Origin of the sequence: Rhodococcoides fascians A25f, assembly GCF_000760935.2 — a bacterium.
Lineage (GTDB): Bacteria > Actinomycetota > Actinomycetes > Mycobacteriales > Mycobacteriaceae > Rhodococcoides.
The window spans coordinates 1126692-1151111 of the sequence record NZ_CP049744.1; the positions used below are offsets into that span (position 1 = coordinate 1126692).

Sequence of the window (24420 nt, forward strand, 5' to 3'; positions counted from 1 at the left end):
GGCGATCGGTAGCGGTGTCCGAAAGCGACGTCAGTGCTCGAAAACGCTGAGTACCGTTCGGAACTTGGCCGTGGTTTCGTTCAGTTCGGCGTCGGGGTCGGAATCTGCGACGATGCCGCCGCCCGCTGTGGCCGTTCCAGAAAGTCCGTCGGCAGCGAGTTCGATGCAGCGGATCGTGACCATCCATTCGCCGTCGCCGCTGCCGTCGGTCCACCCGACGGCTCCGGCGTAGAAGCCGCGGGAGCCCTCGAAGTCCGCGATCGCAGCCATGGCCGCGGCTCGGGGAACGCCCGCGACGGCAGCGGTGGGATGAAGTGCCAGCGCGAGATCGAGCGCCGAGGTCGCGGGATCGGCCAAGGTGCCGACGATGGGCGTGGACAGGTGCCACAGCTGTGGAGTGCTGCTGAGTTGGGGTGACTCGGGCACATCGAGCGTCTCGCAATACGGCTCCAACGCAGCACGGATCTCGTCGACGACAAATCGGTGCTCGGCCTGATCCTTGGCGCTGGCCGCCAACGCCGCGGAGATACGTGCTTCTTCGTCGGGATCGGTGGAACGCGCAGCCGTTCCGGCAAACGGATGGCAGGTGACGACGTTGCCGCGCTTGCGAACCAACAGTTCCGGGCTCGCGCCGACGATGTGCGTGCCGGTCTTACCTGCGGGCGACAGATCCGCCAGAAAGCCGTTGCCCATCGGATCTCGGGTGACCAGTGCGCTCAACACGGAGGCGGGATCGATCGGTGCATCTGCGGTCACTTCGATGGCCCGAGCGAGCACGATCTTCTCGGCCACACCGGCTTTCAGCTGCTCGACGACATCGCGCACTCGCTGCACATGGACTTCCGGATCGGGAATCTGGCGCGTGACGGTCACGGCCGGTAACGGCGGTTGAGCATCGACCGTCGACCAAGGCCCGTCGAGTCGGTAGAACTCATCCGGCTCGATGAGGGCGGTGGCGTCGGACATGTCGAAAGGGATTGCGCCGACGACGTTTCGGCCCTCCCGCACCGCGGCCACCGCGTCGGCGACATCGGGAAAAGCGTGCCGGACGCCCAGTCCGACGACGTGGTGATCCTGCCGGGAGAGTACGAATTCGAGTGTCATCAGAACGGGTTCTGAGTGCGGCCCACCAGGTCTGCGACGGAATCGAGGACCTTGGTCGGTCGGTACGGATATTGCTCGACGGATTGGATCGTCGAGATACCGGTGAGGACCAGGATGGTCTGCAGCCCGGCTTCGAGACCGGAGAGCACGTCGGTGTCCATCCGGTCGCCGATCATCAGCGTGTTCTCGGAATGCCCTCCGATCGCACGCAGAGCTGACCGCATCATCAACGCGTTGGGCTTGCCCACGTAGTAGGGCTCTTTACCGGTGGCCTTGGTGATGAGCGCGGCCACCGAACCGGTCGCCGGCAGCGAGCCCTCACGGGACGGTCCGGTGGCGTCGGGGTTGGTGGCGATGAAGCGCGAACCCTTCTCGACGAGACGAATGGCGGTGGTGATGGCCTCGAACGAGTACGTCCGGGTCTCGCCGAGCACCACGTAATCCGGGCTCGAGTCGGTGAGGGTGTAGCCGATGTCGTGCAGCGCGGTGGTCAGACCCGACTCGCCGACGACGTACGCGCTGCCGCCGGGCCGCTGATTGCCGAGGAACGTCGCGGTGGCGAGAGCGGAGGTCCAGATCGACTTCTCCGGAATGTCCAGACCGGTGAACGCGAGACGTGCGCGCAGGTCACGGGGGGTACGAATCGAATTGTTGGTCAGCACGATGAACGGAATCTCGTTGGCCTGCAGCTCGGCGAGGAACGTGTCGGCACCGGGGATCAGGTGATCCTCGTGCACGAGGACACCGTCCATGTCCATCAGATACGTCCACTGCTGGGGCTTCTCGGTTTCGCTCACCCTTCCATTGTGAACTACCGGGTCGAGCCGCAAGGTCGACTGCCGAACTATCGGGTCGTTCCGCCGGCTTCACTCCTGCTACTAGCTCGCCTGCCGTTCGTCGGCACGTCGGGAGTTGGCTCGGTGCTGTTGTCGCTCGCGGGCAGTCGTTCCGCCCCACACTCCGAACGGTTCGTTGGCTGCCAGCGCGAACCGTTTGCATGCGTCGAGCACTCCGCAGCCGGCGCACACCTGCTTGGCGCGATCCTCGCGTTGGCGACGTGCCGTTCGCCCCTCACCCGACGGGGAGAAGAAGATCTCCGAGTCCTGGCCTCGGCACAGTGCGTCGATCTGCCAGTCCCAGGATTCGGTGGTGGAGGAGATTCTGCGTTCGATCATGGCGATTGCGGTGTTCTTCGACGTGGCAGAGCTGTTCGGCATCGTGGCGACCCATTCCTTTCGTCGATGCTGTGCGAGACCCAGCCCACACAGAACGATTCGCTACCGAAAAGGCTCGCCGCGTCGTTGGCGCGACGCAATGGTTGAAATCAGGCTGATTCGAGGGGCTGTGCTCGGTGCGCTGCCGACGTCTGCGCGGTGTTCCGGCATGTGTCTTCGTGGCATGGTGGCGGTATGACTCGGCCGCTCAGGTTTTCCGCATTCGTCATGAACACCACGTCTCACATCGTGCACGGTGCGTGGCGTAGGCCGGAAGCAGAGCAGACGAATTTCGCGTCCCTCGAACACTGGGTCTCACTGGCCCGACTGCTCGAGCAGGGGAAGTTCGACTTCATCTTCTTCGCTGACGTCGTCGGCCTGTACAACGACCACCGAGGCTCGTCGCGCAAGTTCGTCGAGTCCGGATTGCAGATCCCGAGCCACGATCCATCCGTAGTTGCGTCGGCGATCGCTTATGCGACAGAACATCTGGGCATTGCGATCACGTCGTCGATCCTGCAGGAGCATCCCTTCAACTTCGCTCGCAAGATGTCCACCCTCGATCACGCGTCGCAGGGTCGGATTGCCTGGAACATCGTGACGAGTATGTCGGCCAACGCGTGGCGCAACTTCGGCTTCGGCGATCTGGCCCTGCACGAGGACCGATACGCCTGGGCGGACGAGTACGTCGAGGTGGTCTACAAGCTATGGGAAGGTTCCTGGGACGACGGAGCTCTGGTGCAGGACAAGGAGACCGGGGTGCACGCGGACTTCTCCAAAGTGCACACGATCGATCACGTGGGCAAGCGCTACCGCGTCGAAGGGCCGCATCTGTCTGCGCCGTCGCCGCAGCGCACGCCGGTGCTGTTTCAGGCAGGTTCCTCGCCGACGGGTCGACGCTTCGCGGCCCGAAATGCCGAAGCGCAGTTCATCGCGTCCCCGTCACCCGAGGCCGCCCAGGCGCTGATTGCCGACACACGGCGGCTGGTGGTCGACAATGGCAGAGCGGCACACGATCTCGAGTTCTACCAGGGGCTGTCATTCGTCATCGGGAGCACCGATGACGAGGCGCGGCGGAAGGAAGCGGAGCTGGACGAGTTCGTCGACGACGAGGCGATGATCGCGCATGCCGCCGGCGGAATCGGCATCGATCTCGGCTTCTACGATCTGGACACCCCGATCGGCGAAGTGCAGGGGGAGGGGTCGCAGAGCACGTTGGCGTGGCTTCGCGAAGCGATCACCGACAGAGAACCCACCGTTCGCGATCTCGCGCACATGCGGACTCGGAGCGGCCGGGTGGTGGGAACGCCCGAGTCCATCGCCGATCGTCTCGAACAGTGGCGCGACGCCGGTGTCGACGGGATCAACGTCATCAACTCCACCCTTCCCGGAAGCTACGTCGAGTTCGTGGAACACGTACTGCCGGTCCTGCAGCAGCGGGGGTTGGCCAAGCGTGAATACGAGACCGGCACCGTCAGGCGCAAGCTGACCGGTGTCGATCGCCTGCCCGACGCGCATCCCGCCGCCCGCTTTCGGGGAGCATTCGGCCGATCGCTCTGACGGCAAGGGTTGAAATCATCGTGATTTCAACCCGAAGTGACACTCGCACTTGACTTTTCAATCCCACGTTCTATACATTCCTGTCACCATCCAGAGCGACCGAGAGACCTTGGCTCGATGACGTCGCAGCAACCCCCTTCCTCGCCGAAGGTGTGGGTGCTACCGCCAGGACCGATGGAGGCACTGCTGATGAGCATCTGTACCTGTACGCACGCTTGACGATTCGCGTACTCACAGCTCGAATTCCTCGAAAGGCACACAGCGATGATCGCTGCCCATCCGGCCCGGCGGTTCCGGTGACTCAACTACAAGCTCGACCTGCGGCCTCGAACCCCGGTGACGACGCACAGGTCCCCGACGAGCAACTCGTGCTGGCCAGGAAATGGCATCCGTGGCGTTGGGTGATCAGCATCGCCACCCTGGTCGTGGTTGCCCAGTTCCTGCACGGCTTCGCCACCAATCCGGGTTGGGACTGGGGCACGTTCGCCCAGTACTTCACCGCGCAATCGGTGCTCTCGGCCCTGTGGCTCACCATCCAGCTCACGTTCTGGGGCACCCTGATCGGCTTCGCGCTCGGCATCGCCTTGGCGGTCGCGCGATTGTCGAACAATCCTGTCCTACAGGTGATTGCATGGTTCTACATCTGGGCGTTCCGATCCATTCCTCTGATCGTGCAGCTGCTGTTCTGGTTCAACATCGCGTATCTCTACCAAACCCTGTCGGTGGGAATTCCGTTCGGACCCAGCTTCTTCGAGTTCGACGTCAACAACGTCATCAGCGGGTCGACGGCTGCGATCGTCGGACTCGCTCTCCATCAGGCTGCATATTCCGCTGAGATCGTCCGCGCCGGTATCATCTCCGTAGATCAGGGACAGCTGGAAGCGTCTGCAGCACTGGGTATTCCGAAAAGGCGAGAGTTCTTCAAGATCATTCTTCCGCAGGCGATGCGAGGCATTCTCCCCAACGCGGCCAACGAGGTGATCAGCCTGTTCAAGGGCACCTCGATCGTCTCCGTCATGGCCATCGCCGAGCTGTTCTACCAGGTTCAAGTCATCTACGGACGAAGCGGCCGAGTGGTACCGCTGCTGATGGTGGCCACCGTCTGGTACATCATTCTCACCTCGATTCTGTCGGTGGTGCAGTACTACGTGGAGCGGCACTACGCCAAGGGAGCTGTCCGCACCGTCGAGCTGACGCCGATCCAGAAGCTGCGAACGAAGTTGGCCGAGATCACTCTCGCCCCGCGAGGAGCGACACGATGACCACACTCGATGCCACGACGACCGCGAAGACCTATGCCGTCGAGGTGCGCGGCGTACACAAGTCCTACGGTTCCCTCGAAGTGCTCAAAGGCGTCGACCTCGTCGTCCGGCCCGGGGAGGTCACCGCAGTCATCGGCCCGTCCGGATCCGGTAAATCGACCCTGCTGCGCATCATCAACCACCTCGAGAAAGTCGACCAGGGGACTGTCCGGGTAGACGGCGATCTGGTCGGCTACGAACGCAAGGGTGCCAAGCTGCACGAGCTGAGCAACCGTGAGATTCTGCGTCAGCGTTCGCAGATCGGGTTCGTGTTCCAGAACTTCAATCTGTTTCCGCACCTGACCGTGCTCGAGAACGTCGTCGAGGCTCCCATCTCGGCGCAGAAGCGTAAGCGCGTCGACGTCGAGCCCGAGGCGCTCGCGCTGCTCGAGCGGGTGGGTGTCGGCGCGAAAGCGCACGACTACCCGCGTCGGCTTTCCGGGGGCCAGCAGCAGCGAGTTGCCATCGCGCGAGCACTGGCGTTGCGTCCCAAAGTAATTCTGTTCGACGAGCCCACCTCGGCTCTCGATCCGGAGCTCGTCGGCGAGGTACTGGAAGTCATCCGCGGACTTGCCCGCGGTGGTGCCACGCTGGTGATCGTCACGCACGAAGTCGCCTTCGCACGCGACATCGCCGACACCATCGTGTTCATGGACGCCGGCGTCATCGTCGAACAGGGCACTCCTGCAGCGCTTCTCGACTCCCCGCAGTACGAGCGGACCAAATCTTTCCTCTCTCACGTTCTGTAGACCACCTCACTTCAGCGAAAGACGGACAACACTCATGTCGAAACCATCACGCAGGCTGACGGTCATGGCCGCAGCATTGGCCATCGTGGCGCTCACCGCGACCGCCTGCAGCGAACCCGAGGCCGAGTCGCAGGTCGTGACCGAGGACGGGCAAAGCTTCGACCTCACACCCGAGCAGACCGAAAGAGTCCGAGTCGACAAGGTCGACGAGATCGCCGCAAAAGTGCCACAGGCCATTCGAGATCGAGGCACGCTGATCGTCACCGGCGCGGGCGGAACTGCGCCGCCGCTGCGCTTCTACGCCACCGACGACACCTCCATCGTCGGATCCGAGGTCGACTTCTCTTACCTCGTCGGAGATATTCTCGGGCTGGACGTCGATCTGCAGGTTGCGGACTGGTCGCAGAACTTCGTCAAGATCGATTCCGGCGAGAACGATGTGTTCATCTCCAATGTCACGGTCACCGAGGAGCGAAAAGACAAGTACGACTTCGCCACCTACCGGCTCGACAATCTCGCCTTCGAGACCCAGAAGGACACCGACTGGAAGGTGGAGAAGCGTCAGGACATCGCCGGCAAGAAGATCGGCGTCGGGTCCGGCACCAACCAGGAACAGCTGTTGGTGGACTGGAACGAGGCGAATGTGGCCGAGGGTCTCGCGCCGGCCGAGCTGGCGTATTACCAGAACACCTCCGACTACTACTTGGCATTGGGATCCAAGCGCATCGACGGTTATCTCGGGCCGAACCCCTCTGCCGTCTACCACGCGGCAACCAGTGGGGAATCGAAGGTTGTCGGGACGTTCTCCGGTGCCGGCGATGCGTTGCAGGGTGAGATCGCGGTGCTGACGAAGAAGGACAACGGTCTCATCGAGGCCGTCCGTGAGGCACTGCAACATGCCATCGACGATGGCAGTTACCAGAAGGTGATCGATCGCTGGGGTCTGCAGTCCGAGGCCGTGTCCGAGTCCGTCATCAACCCGCCCGGGTTGCCTCGCAAGCCCGCAGCGTAGGAGCGCGGTGAAAGTAGTAGTAGTCGTCGGCGGCGGCATCATGGGCGCGTCGTCGGCGTGGCAGATTGCGCGACGCGGTCATGACGTCACTCTGCTCGAGCAGTTCGGGCCGGGGCACAAGAACGGTGCCTCGCACGGCAGCTCGCGAATTTTTCGGCACGCATATGCCGACGACAACTACGTGGCACTGGCCGCCCGGGCACACGGAATTTGGCGTGAGCTCGAAACCGCTACCGACACAGAGCTGTTGGACATCACAGGAGCCGTCGATCATGGAGATCCGAAGACGGTGAATCCGAGGATCGGTGCACTGGAGCGGGCAGGTCTGGAGTTCGAGGTGTTGGAACCCATTGCTGCGCAGCGACGGTGGCCAGGTCTTCGATTCGACACCACAGTGCTGTTCCATGCTGCGGCCGGGCGACTTCACGCCGATCACAGCGTCGCCGCAGCTGTAGCGGCAGCTCGCTCACGCGGTGCGACGGTCGAATACGAGAGTCCGGTGCGTGAGATCTCCGGCTCCGACGTGGTGACGGACACCCGCACCTACGTGGCCGATGTCGTCGTTCTCGCGGCGGGAGCATGGACGGCCGAGTTCGCGCCGTACGGTGCCACTCCGCCGTTGGTCACCACGCAGGAGCAGCCGGCGCATTTCGCGCCGTTGCTTTCCGACGAATTGTGGCCGAGCTTCATCCACCACCCCGGTGCACTTCTCGATACTGCCGGCATCTACGGGTTGTCGTCGCCCGACGGCGTCAAGATCGGCGAGCATGCCACCGGACCGGTCGTCGATCCGCACACCCGCGACTTCGCGGCCGATCCCGCGGGAGTCGATCGCCTGATCGAGTACGCGCGCACGTGGCTGCCGGGAGTGAACGCCGATACAGCCGAACCGCTGACGTGTCTGTACACCAGTACTCCCGATTCCAACTTCGCCGTCGGACGCAGTGGCAACACCGTTGTCGCTGCAGGATTCTCGGGCCACGGATTCAAGTTCGCCCCCGCGATCGGGGAACTGGTCGCAGATCTGGTCGACGGATAATCGAGACAGGAGGCACATGAGCGCAACGTTCGATCTGAACCCTCGCACTGGCGACACCGGTCGAGTACGGCTGAACTTCGTCGAAGTCGATCAGAACGATCCGCTTGCGGCACCTCTGCTGCAGGAGCTGGCGGCGGAGTATGCGTCCAGGTACGGCCGCAGTCCCGGCGTTCAATATCAAGAATTGAAGTCCTATCCCGCTCGAGAGTTCGCCCCTCCGGGCGGTGTGCTGGTGATGGCGTTGGACGACGGTGTTCCGGTTGCCGGCGGCGCGTACCGGCAATACGACTCGACTACCGCCGAGCTCAAGCGTATTTGGACCTCGAAGGCGCACCGTGGCAGGGGGTTCGGCAAACTCGTTGTGGCCGAGCTGGAACGCAGCGCACGCGATCGCGGATATCGCCGGGTGTATCTGACGACCGGCTGGAATCAGCCCGAGGCCGTGGCCCTGTACCTGTCAGCCGGATACACCCCATTGTTCGACCGGAGCTTGCCGTCCAAGACTGTCGGATCGCATCCCTTCGAGAAGAGTCTCGAATGAGATCGCTGCAGTGAGTTCCCCGCCCGGGACGCAGCTCGATACCAGAACCACGGGTACTACCGGAGAGGTATTCGTCTGCGCCGCAGCAGGGTTCACCACTCTGCTCGATTCGGCTGTCCTCGGCATCGGCATACCAGCGATTCGCGGTTCGCTCGGGGCCGGTACCGCAGAGGTCCAATGGATTCTGGCGAGCTACTCGCTGACGTTCGGGTTGGCGCTGGTCCCAGCAGGACGGCTCGGGGACGTGATCGGTCGTCGCCGGTTGTTCCTGTGCGGGCTCGCATTGTTCTCGGTCATGGGGCTACTCGGCGCGATGGCTGCCGACCCGTGGATGGTTGTGGCTGCTCGACTCGGCCAGGGTGTGGGTGCCGGAGTGGTGTCTTCTCAGGTGCTCGGCATCATCACCGATCGGTTCTCCGGTCGGGAACGAGCACGGGCGTTGGGTGCGTACAGCACGGCGGGCGGTGTGGCCGGGCTGTGTGGTCCCGTGCTCGGTGGCGCATTGCTCGGCTGGCTCGATCCGGATGTCGGCTGGCGGGTGTTGTTGATGCTGAACGTACCGTTCGCGGTGGTGACGCTGATCCTCGCTGTGGTGTATCTGCGACCGGATCGCATTGCCCGGCAGGGTGTCCGCGTCGATTCCGTGGGGTTGCTCGCGCTCGGTACGGCGACGCTGCTGCTGTTGCTTCCGTTGGTGTCGTCGATGGCGTTCGTATTCTCGATGTTGTCGGTGGCTGCGTCGGGCGCAATGCTGGTCGGGTTCTGGTTGTGGGAGCGCCGTTTTGCAGCGCACGGGGGAGTGCCCGTTCTGTTGCCTGCACTCCTGGCTCGACGCGGTTACGTCTTGGGCACGTTGGTGGCGATGTTCTGGTTCGGTGCGGTGCTGGCTCTCAACGCGGTGCTCAGCCTCTATCTGATCGAGGGGCTCGGCTTCAGTGCTCTGCGCGCGGCGTTGGTCATGGCCGGGAGTTCGCTCATGATGGCGGTCACCTCGGCCTTCGGTTGGCGGCTGGTGTCGAGGTTCGGACGTTCGGCGGTAGTGGGGGCGGTTGTCGTCGAAATCGCAGTGGTCGCCGGGTACATCGGTACGGTCAATACCGTTCCGCGAGAACATGTGGTGATCGTCTTCGTAGTACTCGCAGCCGTGTCGGGGGTCGCGAGCGGTCTGGTGGACGCACCCAATCGTGGTTTGACCCTCGAGTACGCCCCGGCCGGAGCGAGTGGCGTGGCAGCTGCATTCCTGCAACTGTCACAACGACTCTCGGCAACAATTTCGCTGGCGGCGGTATCGGGGATCTATCTCGGAATACTCGGGTCCTCGGCGGGTGGTTACGGCCGGGCCGTCGCCGCCGGACTGGGAGTGTGTCTCGCGATGCTGTTGCTGTCCCTCGTGTTCGCCATCGCCGACGCGCGTCGCCGCAGACGAGGCCTCGAAGGCCTGAAGTCGTGACCGGAGCGGATGTGGAGAACGGCAACGTCCCGCCGGGTGGGCACGCAACTGACTCGGCAATCGGTGCCGCGATCGAGGTTGCCGTCGCGGGTCTGGACCGGGGCGAATTGCCGATCGGGGCAGTGGTCTTCGATGCCGAACAGGTGCTCGGAAGTGCGTACACACAGGAGCGAGCGCAGGGGCGACGTCTCGTACACGCTGATCTGCTCGCCCTGGAACAGGCAGACAAGGCGCTCGGGTTCCGTCCGGCGTCGGGGGACCCGACTCTTGCGGTGACCGTCGAGCCGTGTCTTGTGTGCGTGGGCGCTGCTGTCGCGCTCGGCGTGAGCCGAGTGTGGTTTGCCCTCGAGTCGCCGGACGACGGAGCGGCCGAACTATTGCGTGTTCGGCAACCACCGGTCCGGTCTCCGCACTTCGTCAAGCCACGCGAGGTGCTCGGCGGGATTCGTCGTGACGAATCGCGGAGGCTGTTCCGTAGATACGCAGAGGGAACGGGTCCGGCAGGAATGCGCCGTTGGGCGCAGCAACACGGCAATCAGTAGGGTAGGTGTCTCACTTCGTGAGTAGCGATCAGGGTGTCCGGCCTGCAGTGTTCGCGTTGTGTGCGAGCGCGGCGGCGACCCAGAAATCCAGTGCCTTTTCGGTTGTCAGTGCATTCGCGTCGACGGTGATCCACCCTGCGCCCATCGACCGATCTTTGCCCATCACGGCATGGTCTGTTCCGTCGCGCTGGAGGTATTCGGGTTCGCGAACTCCCTCCACCCGAACCAGCAGAGCACGATTCCCGGTGCCGACGCACACCACCATCTTGTCTCGCACCATGAAGGCCAGACCGCCGAACATCTTCTGCTCGCGCAGACTTTCCTGATCGGAGAGGATGTCGCGGATGCGATCTGCAAGAAGCTCGTCGTACGCCATGTGCTTGCGCCCCTTCGATGGTCGTTGCCCCCATCGAAGACCTGATCGGTAGTGGGCGCAAGAGTGGATCACTCGCCGTGTGGCATGCCGTTGGCTTCAGCGCATGTCTGTGCAGCAAGCAGAGCTGTGCCGTGATGCTGGTGTAGGTCGTCATGCGGGTTGTCGTGGTTCCTCGTCACCTGCATCTCCGGTCTCGCCGTGGTGGTCGGGTGGGTAGAGGACTTCTTCGGGGTGGTGTGCGTGGTTGATCAGCCCGCGGCGCTTGGGGTCCATTCCTGTGGGGGGGTGCCACAGGGTGCGGCCCGGATATCGATGTGCTGCTGTGGTTTTGGTGGTTGCCCATTTTCCTGGTCCGGTGCCGACGAGTGCGTGGTGCATGTCGCAGGCGAAGGTCAGGGAGTCGATGTCGGTGGGTCCGCCGTCGGTCCAGTCGTCGAGGTGGTGGGCTTGGCACCAGGTCGCGGGTCGGGTGCAGGAGGGGAAGCTGCAGCCGCGGTCGCGGGCGATGAGGACGATGCGTTGGTCGGCGGAGGCGATGCGTTTGGATCGGCCGAGGTAGAGGGCTCGGCCGTGGTCGTCGAAGATGGTCAGGTAGTGGTGGGCGTGGGATGCCATGCGGATGGCGTCGCGGATGGACACGCGGGATCCGGTGGCGGTCATGGCGTAGCCGCAGCCGGCGTTCAGGTCTTTGAGGGTCATGGTGACGATGGCGGTGACGGGGAGGCCGCGGTGAGTGCCGAGGGTGCCGGAGGCGAGTGTGTGCCGGAGTGCCAGTTTCAGGGCGTCGTGACGACGTTCGTTCTGGGTGCGTCGATCACGCGCGGCGGCAGCGTCGCGCACTGCGGTGTCCGGTGCGTCATCGTCAAGGTGATGGTCACCGCCGGCGTCGGATGCGGAGTGGCCGCCGGGTTCAGCAGTGTCTGCAGTGTCGTCGGAGCCGTCGTATCCGTCGGAGTCGAGCGTGTCGTCGAACTCTGTGCGGCAACCACAGTCGGCACCGACTCCGCAGTCGCCTTTGCAGCAGTCGTCGTTACTGCAGTCGCTGGCCTCGTTGCAGGTCGTCTCATCCCACAGGCCTGCATCGCTCGACCCGGCATCACCGGACGTCGGCTCGGGCGTCGGCGCAGTGGCACTGCCGCTCCCGCCGCCGCTGGTCTGATCGTCGTGGTCGCTGGTTTCGTCGTGGACGACCGATGTCGGGTCGGCCGGATTGTTCACGCCCGGTTTCGCAGCTTTGGAGAACAAAGCCTCGAGATAGGCGCGTAGTTCGGAATCGACGCAGAAGTTGCCTTCCGACATCCCGTCGGCACCCTGCTCACCGAGGTAGAAGAACGCATCGCGTCGTTTGCGTGGCTTGGGCTTACCGTCCTCGTCCTCGTCGTAGTCGCCGTCGGGGTTGAGGATCGAGTCCAGGTGCGCCACCAACGGTGCGAAGTCGTCGGGTCGCCGGGTCGAGGCGTACCCCACCAACTGCTGTTCGGCGAGATCGCGGGTCTGCGGATCGACACTCGTCGGCAAGTGTTTGAAGAATTCGCGGATCATCTGCACATGCTTGGCATCGAGCAACCCCGCCCGCAACGCTGTCGCGGTGTGCGGCAACAACGGGGGCAGGGCTTCACCGGACAGTGCGGTGCGATCGCCCAACTCCGCAGCGAGACGCACTCGCGCCCCGGCGGTTCGTGGGGTGATCCGCAGCATCCAGGCCACCGAGCACGGCACGGACCCCGGATACACATCGAGGCCGTGTTGGGTGATCAACTCGTTGAGCCAGGTGTACGAGTACGCCGTCACGGATCGGGTGAGCGTTTCCATGCGTTGGATCACCGCACGCCGGTCGGCATTGGTCCACGACACCGACCCCTGCCCGGCCAACTCGGCGACCGCGGACTCGACACGGTCCACAAGTATCGACAGTGCGGGATCGGACACGACAGGGGGAGGCGGCACCGTCTCGATGCCGTCCACCCCTGATCCGCCGTCCCCCGAAAGCATGATCAGAATCTATCGCGACCCACCGACACACTTTCGAACACACGTTCCCGGTCGTACTTGGCTGTTGAAACGGTGGAGTGGAGCATCGAACTATGTGGGGGATTACACATCGATCGAAAGTGTGACATTGTCGATCTCGCGTAACGACGAGTCGCGTAGATGCTGGTGGCGGGGTTCAATACTTCCCAAGGCGGACGTAACGACCTCAGCAGCGTTGCTTGTTTCGGTGACGAAAGCCGCTGCTTGTCAGTACCTCCGAACTCGACTGTCGGGTCGGTGTCCAATGTTGTGTGTTGACCCAGTGGGGACGATCGACATGAACGACGCATTTAGTTTCGCCGCTTCGTGCAGTTCACCGAAGGAACTGATCACTCGACTTCAGTTCGGTACGACGGACTTGTGGCCAGAGGACGTCGCCCTTCCGACCCGTTGGCGCTGTATGGCCGATCTGATCGATTCCGATCGAGGCATGCTCGTCGAACTCGACGGTGCACCGTCGCGAGCGGTTGTGGACGCGCTCGTTGCGACGGCGGAGTTGTGCAGGCAATCGGCCACCGAGTCTGTGCCCGCGGCTGACTGGGAGTATCTCCGGCGGGCGTTGGGATGGCTCGAGCGCGGTAGTTCCGGTGTCGATCGCGCTCTCATCGCCGTGGGCCACGAGTTGGCACTCATGGGCCTCGACGGGGTGGAACAGGACTTCTCGGTTGCGACCTGGCTGTGCATGGACGTGCTGGATCGGTTTGCCTCGGCCGGCGAAACGGTTGGGTACTGGGTGCATCGTGTGAACGCTCGGGTATCGAATATTGCTGAGCAGCAGCCTGATTCGGTCTCAATTGCCGACGAGAACTCTGAGCTGACAGTGGCCGTCTGACTAGTGGGGATAGTCCCATGGTTGCTTGATTTCTCGAGTGAATGTCGACTGCGATAGGGACGAAATGCCCTCCGCAGGAGATCGATCGCTCAGTCCGAGAGTGATGCTGTGCCGTCGTAACCTGCGACAGCTTTCTTCGCGGAGCAGACGGCTTCGGCAATGTTGTTTCGGTTCTGATCGATGAACAGTTGATCTCGCGTATAGAGGGCACCATGCGCGTGCGCGAGCCCTCCGCTGGTTGCGTTCTTCATTGCCGCGAGTCTGGCGATGACGATGTCTGGGAGTTCGGCAGTCCGAGGGTCGGGATAGATCGTGAAGATTCGGCGCAGCCTGTCCCATCGATCGGTGTCCGGGGACCATCCTCCGTCGGAGAAGTTGTCGGCACTGCAGAGTGGCGCGAATCGATAGGCGAAGTAGGCCAGGTCGTCGATGCGACGGCCCGGTCCAGCTTCGTCGAAATCGATCAACGCGACGGCTGTGGATCCCTCGAAGACGAAGTTGTACGGAGCTGCATCCCAGTGGCAGATCACCTCGGGGTCGACGCCGTCGGGTAGGTGTCGCGCATGGCCGTCGGGCAACTGCACACCGATGGTGAGGTCGTGTAATCGACGTAAGATCCGGACAGCGCTCTCCAGAGCTTCGACGCTGCGAATGGCGGCCGGCATCGGGTAGTTCCCGGCAGTCCCATGTCGATACGTGAGTATTTCTCGACCCTGGCCATCCACCCCCAGAAATCGCGGAGCGTAGGGATAGCCCTTGCGCTCCAACTCCTTTAGGAGACTGTGTACGGCAGACGAGTGGTCTCCCGTTACTCGACGCACCGTCTCGGCGACCCGATGAACGACGGTGCTGTTGCCTCCCGACAACGGCATTTCCGTCTCGTACTTCATGCTTCTACGTTCTCATGTCGATGTAGGAGTGCAGGCGGGAAACCGCCCCGATCTTCACCCAAGTTGGCAACTGCGCGGACCCTCTCGTAGTATCGAACACGTAGGACCATCCAGAGCGACCGAGAGACCTGGCTCTATGACGTCGCAGCAACCCCCCGCTTGTCGGGTGAGGGTGCTACCGCCGGGACCGATGGAGGAAACGCACGTGAATACCCGAGTAGCTGCAGGCTTCGTCACCGGTTGTCGCCGGCTCCATCTCGATTTGTGCCGTCTGAACGGTTCGACCTGTCTTAGCTGACATTTCGGCACCGTACTTTTCGACACCACACCTCATCATCTGCACGTACTCCTTCCTGGGCACACGTGGCTCGGACGCCGGAGTTCTCGTGCGATCGACCAGATACCGGAGACACCCACGTGTCCACTCGCCCTGTTCTTCTGGTGGCCGGAGTAATCGCCGCCACCGCCACACTGCTCGCCGGGTGCGCAGGTAGCGCCAACACCTCGGCCGCCGACGCGGGCCCACCGCAGTCCGGAGGGACGCTGCGTTACGGACTGTCCGGGGCTCCTACCTGCTCCGACCCGGCTCAGGCGGGTACGAATCAAACCATCTACGTCACCCGGCAGGTGGTCGATTCGCTTACCGACCAGAACCCTGAAACCGGAGAAGTCGAGCCATGGTTGGCCGAGAGTTGGGAGGTCGGTGCCGACGCGAAGTCCTTCACCTTCCAGCTGAAGGACGGTGTGACGTTCAGTGACGGCACCCCGCTCGACGCCACCGCCGTGAAGGACAATTTCGACGCCATCACCGGCACCCTCGGTGCTGCCAAGGCTCCGCTTGCTGCCAGTTACCTGACCGGATATCAAGGTGCCACTGTCGTTGACCCCCTCACCATTCGCATCGACTTCTCGGCACCCAATGCGCAGTTCCTGCAGGCGAGTTCGACGCCTCAACTCGGAATTCAATCCATCGCGACCTCGGCGCAGTCGGCTGAGTCGCGGTGCTTGGGTACCAACGTCGGATCGGGACCGTTCACCTACGCGGACTATCAACAGGACCGTTCCGTCACTCTGGCCAAGCGAAGCGGATACAACTGGGGCTCTGCGGTATTCGGTCACGAGGGCGAGGCCTACCTGGACCGCATCGAGTTCACCATCGTGCCCGAATCGGGTGTCCGTACCGGAAGCCTGTCCTCCGACCAGCTCGACGCCGTCAGCGATGCACTACCGCAGGACGCTCCACAGATCGAGGCGACCGGTGGCCGGATCCTGACGGCATCCAATCCGGGCGTTCCGTTCGGCATTCAGCCCAACGTCACTCGCGGTGCGCTACAGGACCCCGCCGTCCGGACGGCCTTGGTGCCGGCGATCAACCGTCAGGAACTCGTCGATACGGTCTTGGGACCGGACTTCCGAACGGCGACAAGCACGTTGGCCAGCGCCACGCCGGGGTACGTCGAACTCGCCGATGTCACCTACGATCCCGAGAAGGCGAAGTCGCTGCTCGACGCGGCTGGATGGGTTCCCGGTGGGGACGGCATCCGTGAAAAGGACGGGCAGAGGCTGAGTTTCAAGGTCATGTATTCAGCGGTGTTTGCCGGCAACCAGGCGATTCTGGAGCTGACCCAGCAGCAATTGCGCGCGGTGGGTGTCGACCTACAGCTCGAGCTGGTCTCCACTTCGGAGGCGACGGCACGGCAAGGCACAAAGGACTACGACGCGACGTACTACAACAGCACCCGCGCCGACGGTGACATTCTGCGCACCTCGTTTGCCGTGGACGGTCGGAACTTGAACGCGCGCGGCCCGATTCCGGATTTGGATGCATTGTTGACGGAGCAGCTCTCGACCACCGACGTGGGGGCCCGCAACGAGATCCTCGCAACCGCGCAGCAGCAGGTGCTCGACAACGGATTGTGGATTCCCACGATCGAGCTGTCGCAGGCAGTCGGCGCGGCGTCGAAAGTGCAGGATCTCAAATTCGAGGCCTCCGCTCGCCTGCAGTTCTTCGACACTTGGCTGAGCGGGCAGTAGAGCTATGACCCGCTACATCGGACAGCGAGTACTGCAGGCACTGGCAGTGCTGTGGGCTGCGTTCACGATCTCGTTCATCGTGCTCTTCCTCCTTCCCTCGGATCCGGTCAGTCTTGCCGTGGACTCGGCCGGCTCGGGCACCCCGGCCGACGCTGCGGCCATCGCCGAACTGCAGGCCCGCTACGGTCTCGATCAGCCGGTGCTGGTGCAGTACTGGCACTCGCTGGTCGGGGCCGTGCAGGGCGACTTCGGACTGTCCATCGCCACCGGCCAGCCGGTGACGACGGCCATTCTCGACGCGGTGCCCAGCACACTCGGCTTGGCGGGGACGGCCCTGGTGCTGGCGGTCGTGTTCGGATCCGCGGTGGCCTACGCCGCCACGTACACCCAGATCGTCTGGCTGAAGAACCTGCTGCTAGCGCTCCCACCGCTCGGGGTGGCGGTGCCGACGTTCTGGGTAGGACTACTGCTGCTGCAACTGTTCTCGTTCCGACTGCGCTGGTTTCCGGCGTTCGGTGACGCAGGCGCGGCGTCGTTGGTGTTGCCTGCGGTGACACTGGCATTGCCGACCGGTGCTGTCATCGCGCAGGTCCTGGCTACCAGCATGGCGACCACGTGGAAGCAGCCGTTCGTGGATGTGGCTCGGGCCAAGGGGGTCTCACGCATTCGGGTGCAGACGCGACACGTTCTGAGACTGTCCTCGATCCCGGCCTTCACGATTGCCGGAGTCTTGGTGGGCACCCTGCTGGCCGGATCGGTGGTGGTCGAGACGGTGTTCTCGCGCGCCGGAGTCGGACGGCTGACCCAGACATCGGTGCTGGCCCAGGATATTCCAGTGGTGCAAGGCATTGTCGTTCTGACCTCGCTTGTCTTCGTCCTGGTCAATCTCGCAGTCGACCTGCTCTATCCGCTGATCGATCCGCGCATCGTGCGCGAATACCGGCCCGTGCAGGCCAGTGCAGAACCGGAGAAAGCTCATGTCTGACATCCTGATTCGCGAGGCCGCCGTCCATTCGGCAGTTCCCCCGGTAGTCGAAGAAGCACCGGCACCCGCGCGGCGCCGGGGTCCCCGAGACGTGCTGAAGCACATCTGGCTCGGTGCCTCCGTGGTCGTGCTGTTGCTGGCTCTCGGGTTCGCGCTGTTCCCGTCCGTTTTCGCAAGCGGCGACCCGCTGGTGGGTACACCGGCGGACAAGCTCCAGGCGCCCAGCGCGTCGCATTGGTTCGGCACCGACAACATCGGCCGTGACGTCTTCACCCGAGTGGTCCACGGTTCCGGACTGTCTCTGACGGCAACGCTGTTGGCAGTCGGTATCGCCCTGGTGGTCGGCTCGATCATCGGTCTGGTTTCGGGTGCCGTCGGCGGATTAGTCGACGCGGTGCTGATGCGAATCGTCGATGTGTTGCTGTCGATTCCGACGCTGTTGCTCTCGCTGGCGCTGGTGACCGCTCTAGGCTTCGGCACCGTGAACGTCGCTATCGCCGTCGGCGTCACGCTGATTGCCAATTTCGCCAGAGTGATGCGCTCGGAGGTGCTGCGGGTACGCAGATCACTGTATGTCGAAGCGGCTTACGCCTCGGGTGTGCGGTGGTTCGATGTCTTCCGCAGGCACATCCTCAGAAACTCGTACGGCCCTGTGATCGCGCTCGCTGCAGTCGAATTCGGTATGGCAGTTCTCGCGGTATCGGCGCTGAGCTTCCTCGGCTTCGGCGCTGCTCCGCCCACCCCGGAGTGGGGATCGCTGATTTCCGAGGGCCGCAACTTCCTGGCCACCGCCTGGTGGATGACCACATTGCCGGGATTGGTGATCGTGGCCGTCGTCGTGTCCGCGCACCGCCTAGGGCACGCACTTGAGAGGCGATCACAATGAGCCCCATTCTCGAAGTAGAGAATCTGCACGTCAATTACGGTGAGACGACCGCCGTCTCCGGCATCGGGTTCACCGTCGACCGCGGTGAAGTGGTGGCCGTGGTCGGTGAATCGGGCTCCGGGAAGTCGACGACTGCCCACGCCCTCATCGGTCTGCTCTCGGGTTCCGGCCGCATCGTGGGCGGATCGGTAACGTTCGTCGGGCAGCGGCTCGACACAGCCTCGGACAAGACGTTGAACCGGTTGCGCGGCCGTCATATCGGGCTCGTCCCGCAGGATCCGACCACCTCGCTGAACCCGGTGGTTCGCGTCGGCGACCAGGTTGCCGAGGTGCTGCGGGTGCACGGTCTCGCAGATCGCCGGTCCGCGAAGGTCGAGGCAATTCGCATCCTCACCGAAGCGGGTCTGGACAACCCCGAGGTGCGGGCGCGGCAGTATCCGCAGGACCTGTCCGGTGGGCAGCGTCAGCGCGTACTGATCGGAATCGCTCTCGCGTGCCGCCCGGAACTGGTGATCGCCGACGAGCCGACCAGCGCCCTGGACGTCACCGTGCAGCGACGCATCCTCGATCATCTCGACGCCAGGATCGCCGAGACCGGTGCCGCTGTCCTGCTGATCACTCATGACTTGGGCGTGGCTGCGGACAGAGCCGATCGCCTGATCGTCATGAGCGCGGGTCGGATTGTGCAAACCGGCCCCACCGCAGAGGTACTGGCGAACCCGACGCACGCGTACACACGTCAACTGTTGGCCGCTGCGCCGTCGCTGAATACGACCGTACGACCCGCGCGCACCACGGCAGCCGAACCGATCCTCACGGTCAGCAACGTCTCGAAGCGGTTCACCATAGGCCGCGGCATCCACCTCGATGCGGTCAAGGGAGCCACGTTGACCGTCGAACGCGGGCGGACGGTCTCGCTCGTCGGCGAGTCCGGGTCCGGTAAGTCCACGTTGGCGCGCATCGCGATCGGCCTGGAGACCGCGTCGTCGGGTTCGGTCACGTTCGACGGCGTGGACATCACAGGTCTGCGTGGCAAGGCCAGGCGTGAACTGCGGCGGCGTGTTCAGATCGTCTATCAGAACCCGTACGCGTCACTGAACCCAAAGCTGCGCGTCGGCGAGATCGTGCGAGAACCGCTGGACGCGTTCAAGGTCGGTTCCTCGCGTGAGCGTTCCGAGCGTGCCCGAACGCTGCTGGATCAGGTAGCACTCACCAGCGACTACCTGGCCCGACGGCCGGCCGAGCTCTCGGGTGGGCAGCGCCAGCGCGTCGCCATCGCCCGAGCGTTGGCTCTCGCGCCGGAACTGGTGGTGCTCGACGAGCCGGTCTCGGCCCTGGATGTGTCTGTGCAGGCGCAGATCCTGACGCTGCTCGACGACCTCCAGTCGGAGCTGGGCCTGAGCTACCTCTTCATCTCGCACGATCTGGCCGTGGTCCGTCAGATCAGTGACACCGTGGCCGTCATGCAATCCGGCGTCATCGTGGAATACGGCGACACCGCAGCATTGTTCGACAGTCCACAGCAGGATTACACCCGCGAGCTACTCGGGGCAATTCCCGGAAGCGCACACGAGAAAGCGAGCACCAGTGTCTGACAAGCTGTTCCTGACCGCGATAGAGCTGAAAGGCACCGGCGCACATCCGCAGGCCTGGCGTCGTCCCGATTCTCGCGCGGACGAGGCGTTCACCGCAGGGTTCTGGATCGACCAGCTCCAGACTGCAGACCGAGCGGGTATCGATCTCGCGTTCCTGGGCGATTCGATTGCCAGTCGGACGCTCGAGGCCGCAGCCATCGCGGCCCGGGCAGCTGCCCTCACCGAGAAGATCGGGCTGGTGCCCACGATCACCGTCACGCACACCGAGCCGTTCCACATCTCGAAGCAGATCGCGAGCCTCGACTTCGCTTCCCACGGCCGGGCCGGATGGCAGGTCGAGGTGAGTCCGGGTGCCGAGCAAGCAGCGCTGTTCGGTCGGAAAGCGGAGCAGGACAACGGCAGCCTGTGGCGCGAGGCGGACGAGGCAATCGAGGTCGTCACCAGGCTCTGGGACAGCTGGGAGGACGACGCGGAGATCCGCGATGTCGAGTCGGGGCGGTTCATCGACCGAGACAAGCTGCACTACATCGACTTCGAGGGTGAGAACTTCTCGGTCAAGGGTCCGTCGATCACTCCGAGGTCTCCTCAAGGACAGTCGCTGGTCGTGATTCGCGGTGACTCCACGGAGTCCGTGTCGGTGGCCGCTGCGCGTGCCGACATCGTCCGCATCGTCGCCGACACGGTCGAGGACGCGGCGACGACCGCCGGCCGCGTTCGACGGGCCGTCGTTGCCGAAGGCCGTGACCCGGCCGAGGTGTTCGTTCTGCTGGACGTGGAGACCTTGGTATCCGATTCTGCTGCTGAGGAACTCGCTCAGCTCGACAACTGGGCGGGGCACGTCAGGGCCGCTGAGGGCGTGTCGCATATCGGCGACTTGGCAGGCTTGCATCTCCTGCTCGGTTCCATCGAAGCGGCCGGCCTGGACGGTGTGACTCTGGTACCGCTCGCGTTGCCGTCGGGAATCCGATCATTACCGGCCACCGACACCCGCAGCGGATCGACTCTGCGTGATCGTCTCGGCCTGACGCGTCCCGTCAATCGCTACGCACTCGAAGGGAAGAGCCTGTGACGAAGAAGCAGATACATCTAGGTGCCCATTTCCCTGGCGTCAACAACACCACCGTCTGGGCCGATCCGGAATCGAAGAGCCAGATCGAGTTCGACTCGTTCGTACATCTCGCCGAATCGGCCGAACGCGGCCTGTTCGACTTCTTCTTCCTCGCCGAAGGATTGCGACTGCGAGAGCATCGCAACAAGATTCACGATCTCGACGTGGTCGGTCGACCGGATACGCTCACCGTCCTCAACGCTCTCGCATCGGTGACGACCAAGCTCGGACTGGCCGGGACGATCAACACCACGTTCAACGAACCGTTCGAGCTCGCCAAACAGTTCTCGTCGCTGGACCACCTGTCCGACGGTAGGGCGGCATGGAACATGGTGACGTCCTCGGACGCGTTCACCGGCGAGAATTTTCGGCGGGGCGGCTATCTCGATCGGGCGGATAGGTACGTGCGCGCCAACGAGATCATCGACGTCGCGCGAAAGCTCTGGGACTCCTGGCAGTCCGACGCATTGGTCGTCGACCGCGAGCGGGGAATCTTCGGTCGCGAGTCCGAAATCCGCGCAGTCTCGCATTCAGGTCCGCAATTCGATGTGCAGGGTCGCTTCACGCTGCCGCGCAGTCCGCAGGGGCATCCGGTTCTGTTGCAAGCGGGCGATTCCGACGAGGGCCGCGAGTTCGGCGCCGCCAAGGCCGACGCCATCTTCACCATCCACGGCACGCTCGAGGACGGACAGAAGTTCTACTCCGACGTCAAGGGTCGGCTCGCCAAGTACGGCCGCGAACACGACGACCTGAAGGTGCTGCCCGCGGCGACCTTCGTGCTCGGCGACTCTGCGCAGGATGCTGCCGAGAGGGCGCACCACATCCGGCATCAGCAGGTCAGCGGTAAGACGGCTATCTCGTTCCTCGAACAGGTGTGGGGACAGGACCTGTCCGCGTACGACCCGGACGGGCCTTTGCCCGACATCGAACCCAGCGGCGAGGTGTCCATCACCCGTGGCCGTGCGCGACACGGAGACCCCAGAACCATTGCCCAGCAGTATCGCGAGCGCGCCGAAGCAGACAACCTGAGCATTCGTGAACTGATAATCGCGATGACGACGCGGCAGCAGTTCGTCGGAACCCCTGCGCAGGTGGCCGAGGAAATCGACAGTTACGTGCAGAACAACGCGAGCGACGGCTTCATCCTCGTCCCGCACATCACCCCAGCCGGCCTCGATGAATTCGTCGACAAGGTGATTCCGGAACTTCAGGACCGCGGCAGCTTCCGCACCGAATACGCCGGAACCACCTTGCGCGACCATCTCGGTCTGCGTCACCCGTACGAACAGCGTCAAGGAGTGCGAGCATCATGAGCGATTTCGAACAGGACTGGAAGCAATGGCATGCAGACCGAGAGGCGTCCTACGGTGATCCTCTGGGTTGGGTCTCCTTGACCGGTTTGTACTGGCTGACAGATGAATTCGAGACCGTCGCCGATCTTCCCGGCCGGTGGAAGGCGGACGCCGATTCGGTGACTGTCGAAGGGTTCGACGGCGTGACGACTCTGAATCCGGTGGAGGGCGCACCGGGCATCCTGGTCGAGGACGGAGGTCGGCGGATCGAGGTGATCCGTCGGACCGGTTCTGTCGCGCTGCGGGTACACGACCCGAAAGCGCAGACCCTCCAGTCCTACAGCGGTATCCCGGCCTACGAGCCGAGCGAGAAGTTCGTTGCCACCGGGACGTTCACCCCGTACGACTCGCCGGTGACCGTCACGACCGGAGCCGTGGTGGAAGGACTCGAACACCATCACTCGGCCGTGGGCACTCTCGACTTCGAGTTGGCCGGTACCGCTGCGCAACTGATTGCGTTCGGCGGCACCGGCAACGGTCTGAAGGTCCTGTTCACCGATGCCACGAGCGGGGTGACGACCTATCCGGCTGCACGGATTCTCTCCATTGCGGCACCCGAGAACGGTTCCGTTGTGCTGGATTTCAACCGGGCATCCAACCTTCCGTGTGCGTTCACCGACTACGCGACGTGCCCCGTCGCGCCTGCTGAGAACAGGCTGACCGTCGACGTCGAGGCCGGGGAGAAGAACCCGAGATGACGCGAGTTCCGTTGTCCGTTCTCGATCTGTCCCCGATCAGCGAGGGGTCGACCATCCAGCAAACGCTGCGAAACACCCTGGATCTGGCGCGCCAGACCGAAGAGTGGGGTTACGAGCGCTATTGGGTGGCCGAGCACCACTTCGTGGCAGTCGCGAGTTCGTCACCCGCCGTGCTGATCGGTCTGATCGCCGCTGCTACCAACAGGATTCGCGTCGGATCGGCTGCGGTCCAGCTCGGTTTCACCACAGCTGCCGCCGTTGTGGAGTCCTTCGGAACGGTGGACGCGTTGTATCCGGGTCGTATCGATCTTGGTGTGGGTCGATCCGGGCAGCGGCGTGCCGAAGCGCTGTCCGGTGACCCGGTACCCGAGCAGCCTCGCGATGCGCGAACGATCGACGGGGTGCTGTTTCCAGCTCCGTATTCACCTGTTGCACTGCTGAAGTCGGCCCGACTGGCAGCATCGCTGGGTGCCCTCCAGCAGCCCGAGGCGATCTCACCGGACTTCGGTGATCAGCTCGACGATATCGCGGCGCTGCTGTCCGATACCTATGAGCGAAACGGTGTGCCCTTGTCGGCCCGTCCCGGTGCGGGTGCCCAGGTGCAAGTGTGGTTGTTCGGAAGCAGTGCAGGGCCAAGCGCCCGTGAAGCGGGTGCTCGAGGACTACCGTTTGTCGCGAATTACCACGTCAGTCCTGGAACGACACTCGACGCGATCGACGAGTACCGGAGTGCATTCTTGCCGTCGGAAACGTTGTCCCATCCGTATGTTGCAGTGTCAGCTGATGTGGTTGTGGGAGATTCGGATTCCAGCGCGCACGAGTTGGCGGCGTCGTTCCCTCAGTGGGTGTACAGCATTCGGAGCGGTCACGGTGCCGTCGAGTATCCGGATCCCAGGAGTCTCACACCGCTGTCCGACGAGCAGTACTCACTGGTGGCCGATCGCGTAGACACCCAATTCACCGGCTCGGCGGCGACGGTGTGCGAGAAGCTCGATGGTTTGCAGAAGGCCACCGGCGCAGACGAATTGGTTGTCACCTCGATGACCCACGACCACGCCGACCGGTTGCTCTCGTACGAACTGCTCGGTAAGGAATGGGGACTACCGCGATTACGCGTGTAG

Annotated in this window: 23 protein-coding genes and 2 riboswitches; of the genes, 17 read left to right on the forward strand and 6 right to left on the reverse strand. The window is 63.6% G+C overall.

Annotated elements, in window-relative coordinates; translation table 11 throughout:
• Nucleotides 1-30: 30 nt before the first annotated feature.
• The 3 genes from BH93_RS05355 to BH93_RS05365 all read right to left on the reverse strand — a co-directional run bounded on the left by BH93_RS05355 (nt 31) and on the right by BH93_RS05365 (nt 2321).
• The gene (locus BH93_RS05355) at nt 31-1104 is read right to left on the reverse strand and encodes an isochorismate synthase (protein WP_037172106.1); all 1074 of its coding nucleotides are present in this window, start codon (nt 1102-1104) and stop codon (nt 31-33) included.
• On the reverse strand, nt 1104-1862 hold the full coding sequence (locus BH93_RS05360) for an HAD-IIA family hydrolase (protein WP_155290891.1): 759 nt from the start codon (nt 1860-1862) through the stop codon (nt 1104-1106). The genes BH93_RS05355 and BH93_RS05360 overlap by 1 nt, the downstream gene beginning before the upstream one ends.
• 120 nt (nt 1863-1982) lie before the next feature.
• On the reverse strand, nt 1983-2321 hold the full coding sequence (locus tag BH93_RS05365) for a WhiB family transcriptional regulator (protein ID WP_371829197.1): 339 nt from the start codon (nt 2319-2321) through the stop codon (nt 1983-1985).
• Nucleotides 2322-2546: 225 nt separating this feature from the next.
• On the opposite strand from BH93_RS05365, the gene BH93_RS05370 reads away from it, so the two are divergent.
• The 8 genes from BH93_RS05370 (at nt 2547) to BH93_RS05405 (ending at nt 10512) form a co-directional block, all read left to right on the forward strand.
• The gene (locus BH93_RS05370; protein WP_371832084.1) at nt 2547-3878 is read left to right on the forward strand and encodes an LLM class flavin-dependent oxidoreductase; all 1332 of its coding nucleotides are present in this window, start codon (nt 2547-2549) and stop codon (nt 3876-3878) included.
• Nucleotides 3879-3961: 83 nt separating this feature from the next.
• Nucleotides 3962-4059: riboswitch (SAM riboswitch) on the forward strand.
• Nucleotides 4060-4246: 187 nt separating this feature from the next.
• Entirely contained in the window at nt 4247-5140 is an 894-nt protein-coding gene (locus BH93_RS05375; RefSeq protein WP_242459212.1) for an amino acid ABC transporter permease, read from the forward strand.
• Entirely contained in the window at nt 5137-5928 is a 792-nt protein-coding gene (locus BH93_RS05380) for an amino acid ABC transporter ATP-binding protein (RefSeq protein WP_037172099.1), read from the forward strand. Before BH93_RS05375 ends, BH93_RS05380 begins: the two co-directional genes overlap by 4 nt.
• Nucleotides 5929-5962: 34 nt before the next feature.
• A complete protein-coding gene (locus BH93_RS05385) occupies nt 5963-6940 on the forward strand; it encodes a transporter substrate-binding domain-containing protein (RefSeq protein ID WP_037172097.1) in 978 nt (325 codons plus the stop codon).
• Between the two features lie 40 nt (nt 6941-6980).
• Entirely contained in the window at nt 6981-7979 is a 999-nt protein-coding gene (locus tag BH93_RS05390; RefSeq protein WP_037172256.1) for an FAD-dependent oxidoreductase, read from the forward strand.
• 16 nt (nt 7980-7995) lie between these two features.
• The gene (locus tag BH93_RS05395) at nt 7996-8520 is read left to right on the forward strand and encodes a GNAT family N-acetyltransferase (protein WP_052064885.1); all 525 of its coding nucleotides are present in this window, start codon (nt 7996-7998) and stop codon (nt 8518-8520) included.
• Nucleotides 8521-8530: 10 nt separating this feature from the next.
• Nucleotides 8531-9970, forward strand: a complete 1440-nt coding sequence (locus tag BH93_RS05400; RefSeq protein ID WP_155290879.1) for an MFS transporter — start codon at nt 8531-8533, stop codon at nt 9968-9970.
• Nucleotides 9967-10512, forward strand: coding sequence for a nucleoside deaminase (locus BH93_RS05405; RefSeq protein WP_242459123.1), 546 nt, complete (start codon nt 9967-9969; stop codon nt 10510-10512). The genes BH93_RS05400 and BH93_RS05405 overlap by 4 nt, the downstream gene beginning before the upstream one ends.
• A 28-nt stretch (nt 10513-10540) precedes the next feature.
• Here the strand turns inward: BH93_RS05405 and BH93_RS05410 are convergent, their stop codons facing one another.
• A complete protein-coding gene (locus tag BH93_RS05410; protein WP_037172093.1) occupies nt 10541-10888 on the reverse strand; it encodes a TfoX/Sxy family protein in 348 nt (115 codons plus the stop codon).
• Between the two features lie 150 nt (nt 10889-11038).
• The gene (locus BH93_RS05415) at nt 11039-12880 is read right to left on the reverse strand and encodes an HNH endonuclease signature motif containing protein (RefSeq protein ID WP_052064884.1); all 1842 of its coding nucleotides are present in this window, start codon (nt 12878-12880) and stop codon (nt 11039-11041) included.
• 439 nt (nt 12881-13319) lie between these two features.
• Between BH93_RS05415 and BH93_RS05420 the strand changes: the two genes are divergently transcribed.
• Nucleotides 13320-13751, forward strand: coding sequence for a hypothetical protein (locus BH93_RS05420; RefSeq protein WP_155290878.1), 432 nt, complete (start codon nt 13320-13322; stop codon nt 13749-13751).
• An 89-nt stretch (nt 13752-13840) separates the two neighbouring features.
• Here BH93_RS05420 and BH93_RS05425 read toward each other — a convergent pair whose 3' ends face one another.
• Nucleotides 13841-14641, reverse strand: coding sequence for a phosphotransferase (locus BH93_RS05425; protein ID WP_052064883.1), 801 nt, complete (start codon nt 14639-14641; stop codon nt 13841-13843).
• Nucleotides 14642-14744: 103 nt separating this feature from the next.
• Nucleotides 14745-14838, forward strand: a riboswitch (SAM riboswitch).
• A gap of 220 nt (nt 14839-15058) precedes the next feature.
• On the opposite strand from BH93_RS05425, the gene BH93_RS05430 reads away from it, so the two are divergent.
• Genes BH93_RS05430 through BH93_RS05465 form a run of 8 tightly spaced genes read left to right on the forward strand, consistent with a single transcriptional unit; the run spans nt 15059 to nt 24420 of the window.
• On the forward strand, nt 15059-16675 hold the full coding sequence (locus BH93_RS05430) for an ABC transporter substrate-binding protein (RefSeq protein ID WP_037172089.1): 1617 nt from the start codon (nt 15059-15061) through the stop codon (nt 16673-16675).
• Between the two features lie 4 nt (nt 16676-16679).
• Entirely contained in the window at nt 16680-17660 is a 981-nt protein-coding gene (locus tag BH93_RS05435; RefSeq protein ID WP_037172088.1) for an ABC transporter permease, read from the forward strand.
• On the forward strand, nt 17653-18546 hold the full coding sequence (locus tag BH93_RS05440; RefSeq protein ID WP_037172086.1) for an ABC transporter permease: 894 nt from the start codon (nt 17653-17655) through the stop codon (nt 18544-18546). Before BH93_RS05435 ends, BH93_RS05440 begins: the two co-directional genes overlap by 8 nt.
• Nucleotides 18543-20141, forward strand: coding sequence for a dipeptide ABC transporter ATP-binding protein (locus tag BH93_RS05445; protein WP_037172084.1), 1599 nt, complete (start codon nt 18543-18545; stop codon nt 20139-20141). The genes BH93_RS05440 and BH93_RS05445 overlap by 4 nt, the downstream gene beginning before the upstream one ends.
• Nucleotides 20134-21210, forward strand: coding sequence for an LLM class flavin-dependent oxidoreductase (locus tag BH93_RS05450; protein ID WP_037172083.1), 1077 nt, complete (start codon nt 20134-20136; stop codon nt 21208-21210). The genes BH93_RS05445 and BH93_RS05450 overlap by 8 nt, the downstream gene beginning before the upstream one ends.
• Entirely contained in the window at nt 21207-22562 is a 1356-nt protein-coding gene (locus BH93_RS05455; RefSeq protein WP_037172082.1) for an NtaA/DmoA family FMN-dependent monooxygenase, read from the forward strand. The genes BH93_RS05450 and BH93_RS05455 overlap by 4 nt, the downstream gene beginning before the upstream one ends.
• Nucleotides 22559-23299, forward strand: coding sequence for a DUF1684 domain-containing protein (locus tag BH93_RS05460; RefSeq protein WP_037172081.1), 741 nt, complete (start codon nt 22559-22561; stop codon nt 23297-23299). The genes BH93_RS05455 and BH93_RS05460 overlap by 4 nt, the downstream gene beginning before the upstream one ends.
• Nucleotides 23296-24420, forward strand: a complete 1125-nt coding sequence (locus tag BH93_RS05465; protein WP_037172079.1) for an LLM class flavin-dependent oxidoreductase — start codon at nt 23296-23298, stop codon at nt 24418-24420. Before BH93_RS05460 ends, BH93_RS05465 begins: the two co-directional genes overlap by 4 nt.

What these genes read in the sequence shown, in the direction of transcription:
- BH93_RS05355 (WP_037172106.1), bottom strand. Translation starts at nt 1,104, where the DNA reads ATGACACTCGAATTCGTACTCTCCCGGCAGGATCACCACGTCGTCGGA.
- BH93_RS05360 (WP_155290891.1), bottom strand. Translation starts at nt 1,862, where the DNA reads ATGGACATGGACGGTGTCCTCGTGCACGAGGATCACCTGATCCCCGGT.
- BH93_RS05365 (WP_371829197.1), bottom strand. Translation starts at nt 2,321, where the DNA reads ATGCCGAACAGCTCTGCCACGTCGAAGAACACCGCAATCGCCATGATC.
- BH93_RS05370 (WP_371832084.1), top strand. Translation starts at nt 2,547, where the DNA reads ATGAACACCACGTCTCACATCGTGCACGGTGCGTGGCGTAGGCCGGAA.
- BH93_RS05380 (WP_037172099.1), top strand. Translation starts at nt 5,137, where the DNA reads ATGACCACACTCGATGCCACGACGACCGCGAAGACCTATGCCGTCGAG.
- BH93_RS05385 (WP_037172097.1), top strand. Translation starts at nt 5,963, where the DNA reads ATGTCGAAACCATCACGCAGGCTGACGGTCATGGCCGCAGCATTGGCC.
- BH93_RS05390 (WP_037172256.1), top strand. Translation starts at nt 6,981, where the DNA reads ATGGGCGCGTCGTCGGCGTGGCAGATTGCGCGACGCGGTCATGACGTC.
- BH93_RS05395 (WP_052064885.1), top strand. Translation starts at nt 7,996, where the DNA reads ATGAGCGCAACGTTCGATCTGAACCCTCGCACTGGCGACACCGGTCGA.
- BH93_RS05410 (WP_037172093.1), bottom strand. Translation starts at nt 10,888, where the DNA reads ATGGCGTACGACGAGCTTCTTGCAGATCGCATCCGCGACATCCTCTCC.
- BH93_RS05415 (WP_052064884.1), bottom strand. Translation starts at nt 12,880, where the DNA reads ATGCTTTCGGGGGACGGCGGATCAGGGGTGGACGGCATCGAGACGGTG.
- BH93_RS05420 (WP_155290878.1), top strand. Translation starts at nt 13,320, where the DNA reads ATGGCCGATCTGATCGATTCCGATCGAGGCATGCTCGTCGAACTCGAC.
- BH93_RS05425 (WP_052064883.1), bottom strand. Translation starts at nt 14,641, where the DNA reads ATGAAGTACGAGACGGAAATGCCGTTGTCGGGAGGCAACAGCACCGTC.
- BH93_RS05435 (WP_037172088.1), top strand. Translation starts at nt 16,680, where the DNA reads ATGACCCGCTACATCGGACAGCGAGTACTGCAGGCACTGGCAGTGCTG.
- BH93_RS05440 (WP_037172086.1), top strand. Translation starts at nt 17,653, where the DNA reads ATGTCTGACATCCTGATTCGCGAGGCCGCCGTCCATTCGGCAGTTCCC.
- BH93_RS05445 (WP_037172084.1), top strand. Translation starts at nt 18,543, where the DNA reads ATGAGCCCCATTCTCGAAGTAGAGAATCTGCACGTCAATTACGGTGAG.
- BH93_RS05460 (WP_037172081.1), top strand. Translation starts at nt 22,559, where the DNA reads ATGAGCGATTTCGAACAGGACTGGAAGCAATGGCATGCAGACCGAGAG.
- BH93_RS05465 (WP_037172079.1), top strand. Translation starts at nt 23,296, where the DNA reads ATGACGCGAGTTCCGTTGTCCGTTCTCGATCTGTCCCCGATCAGCGAG.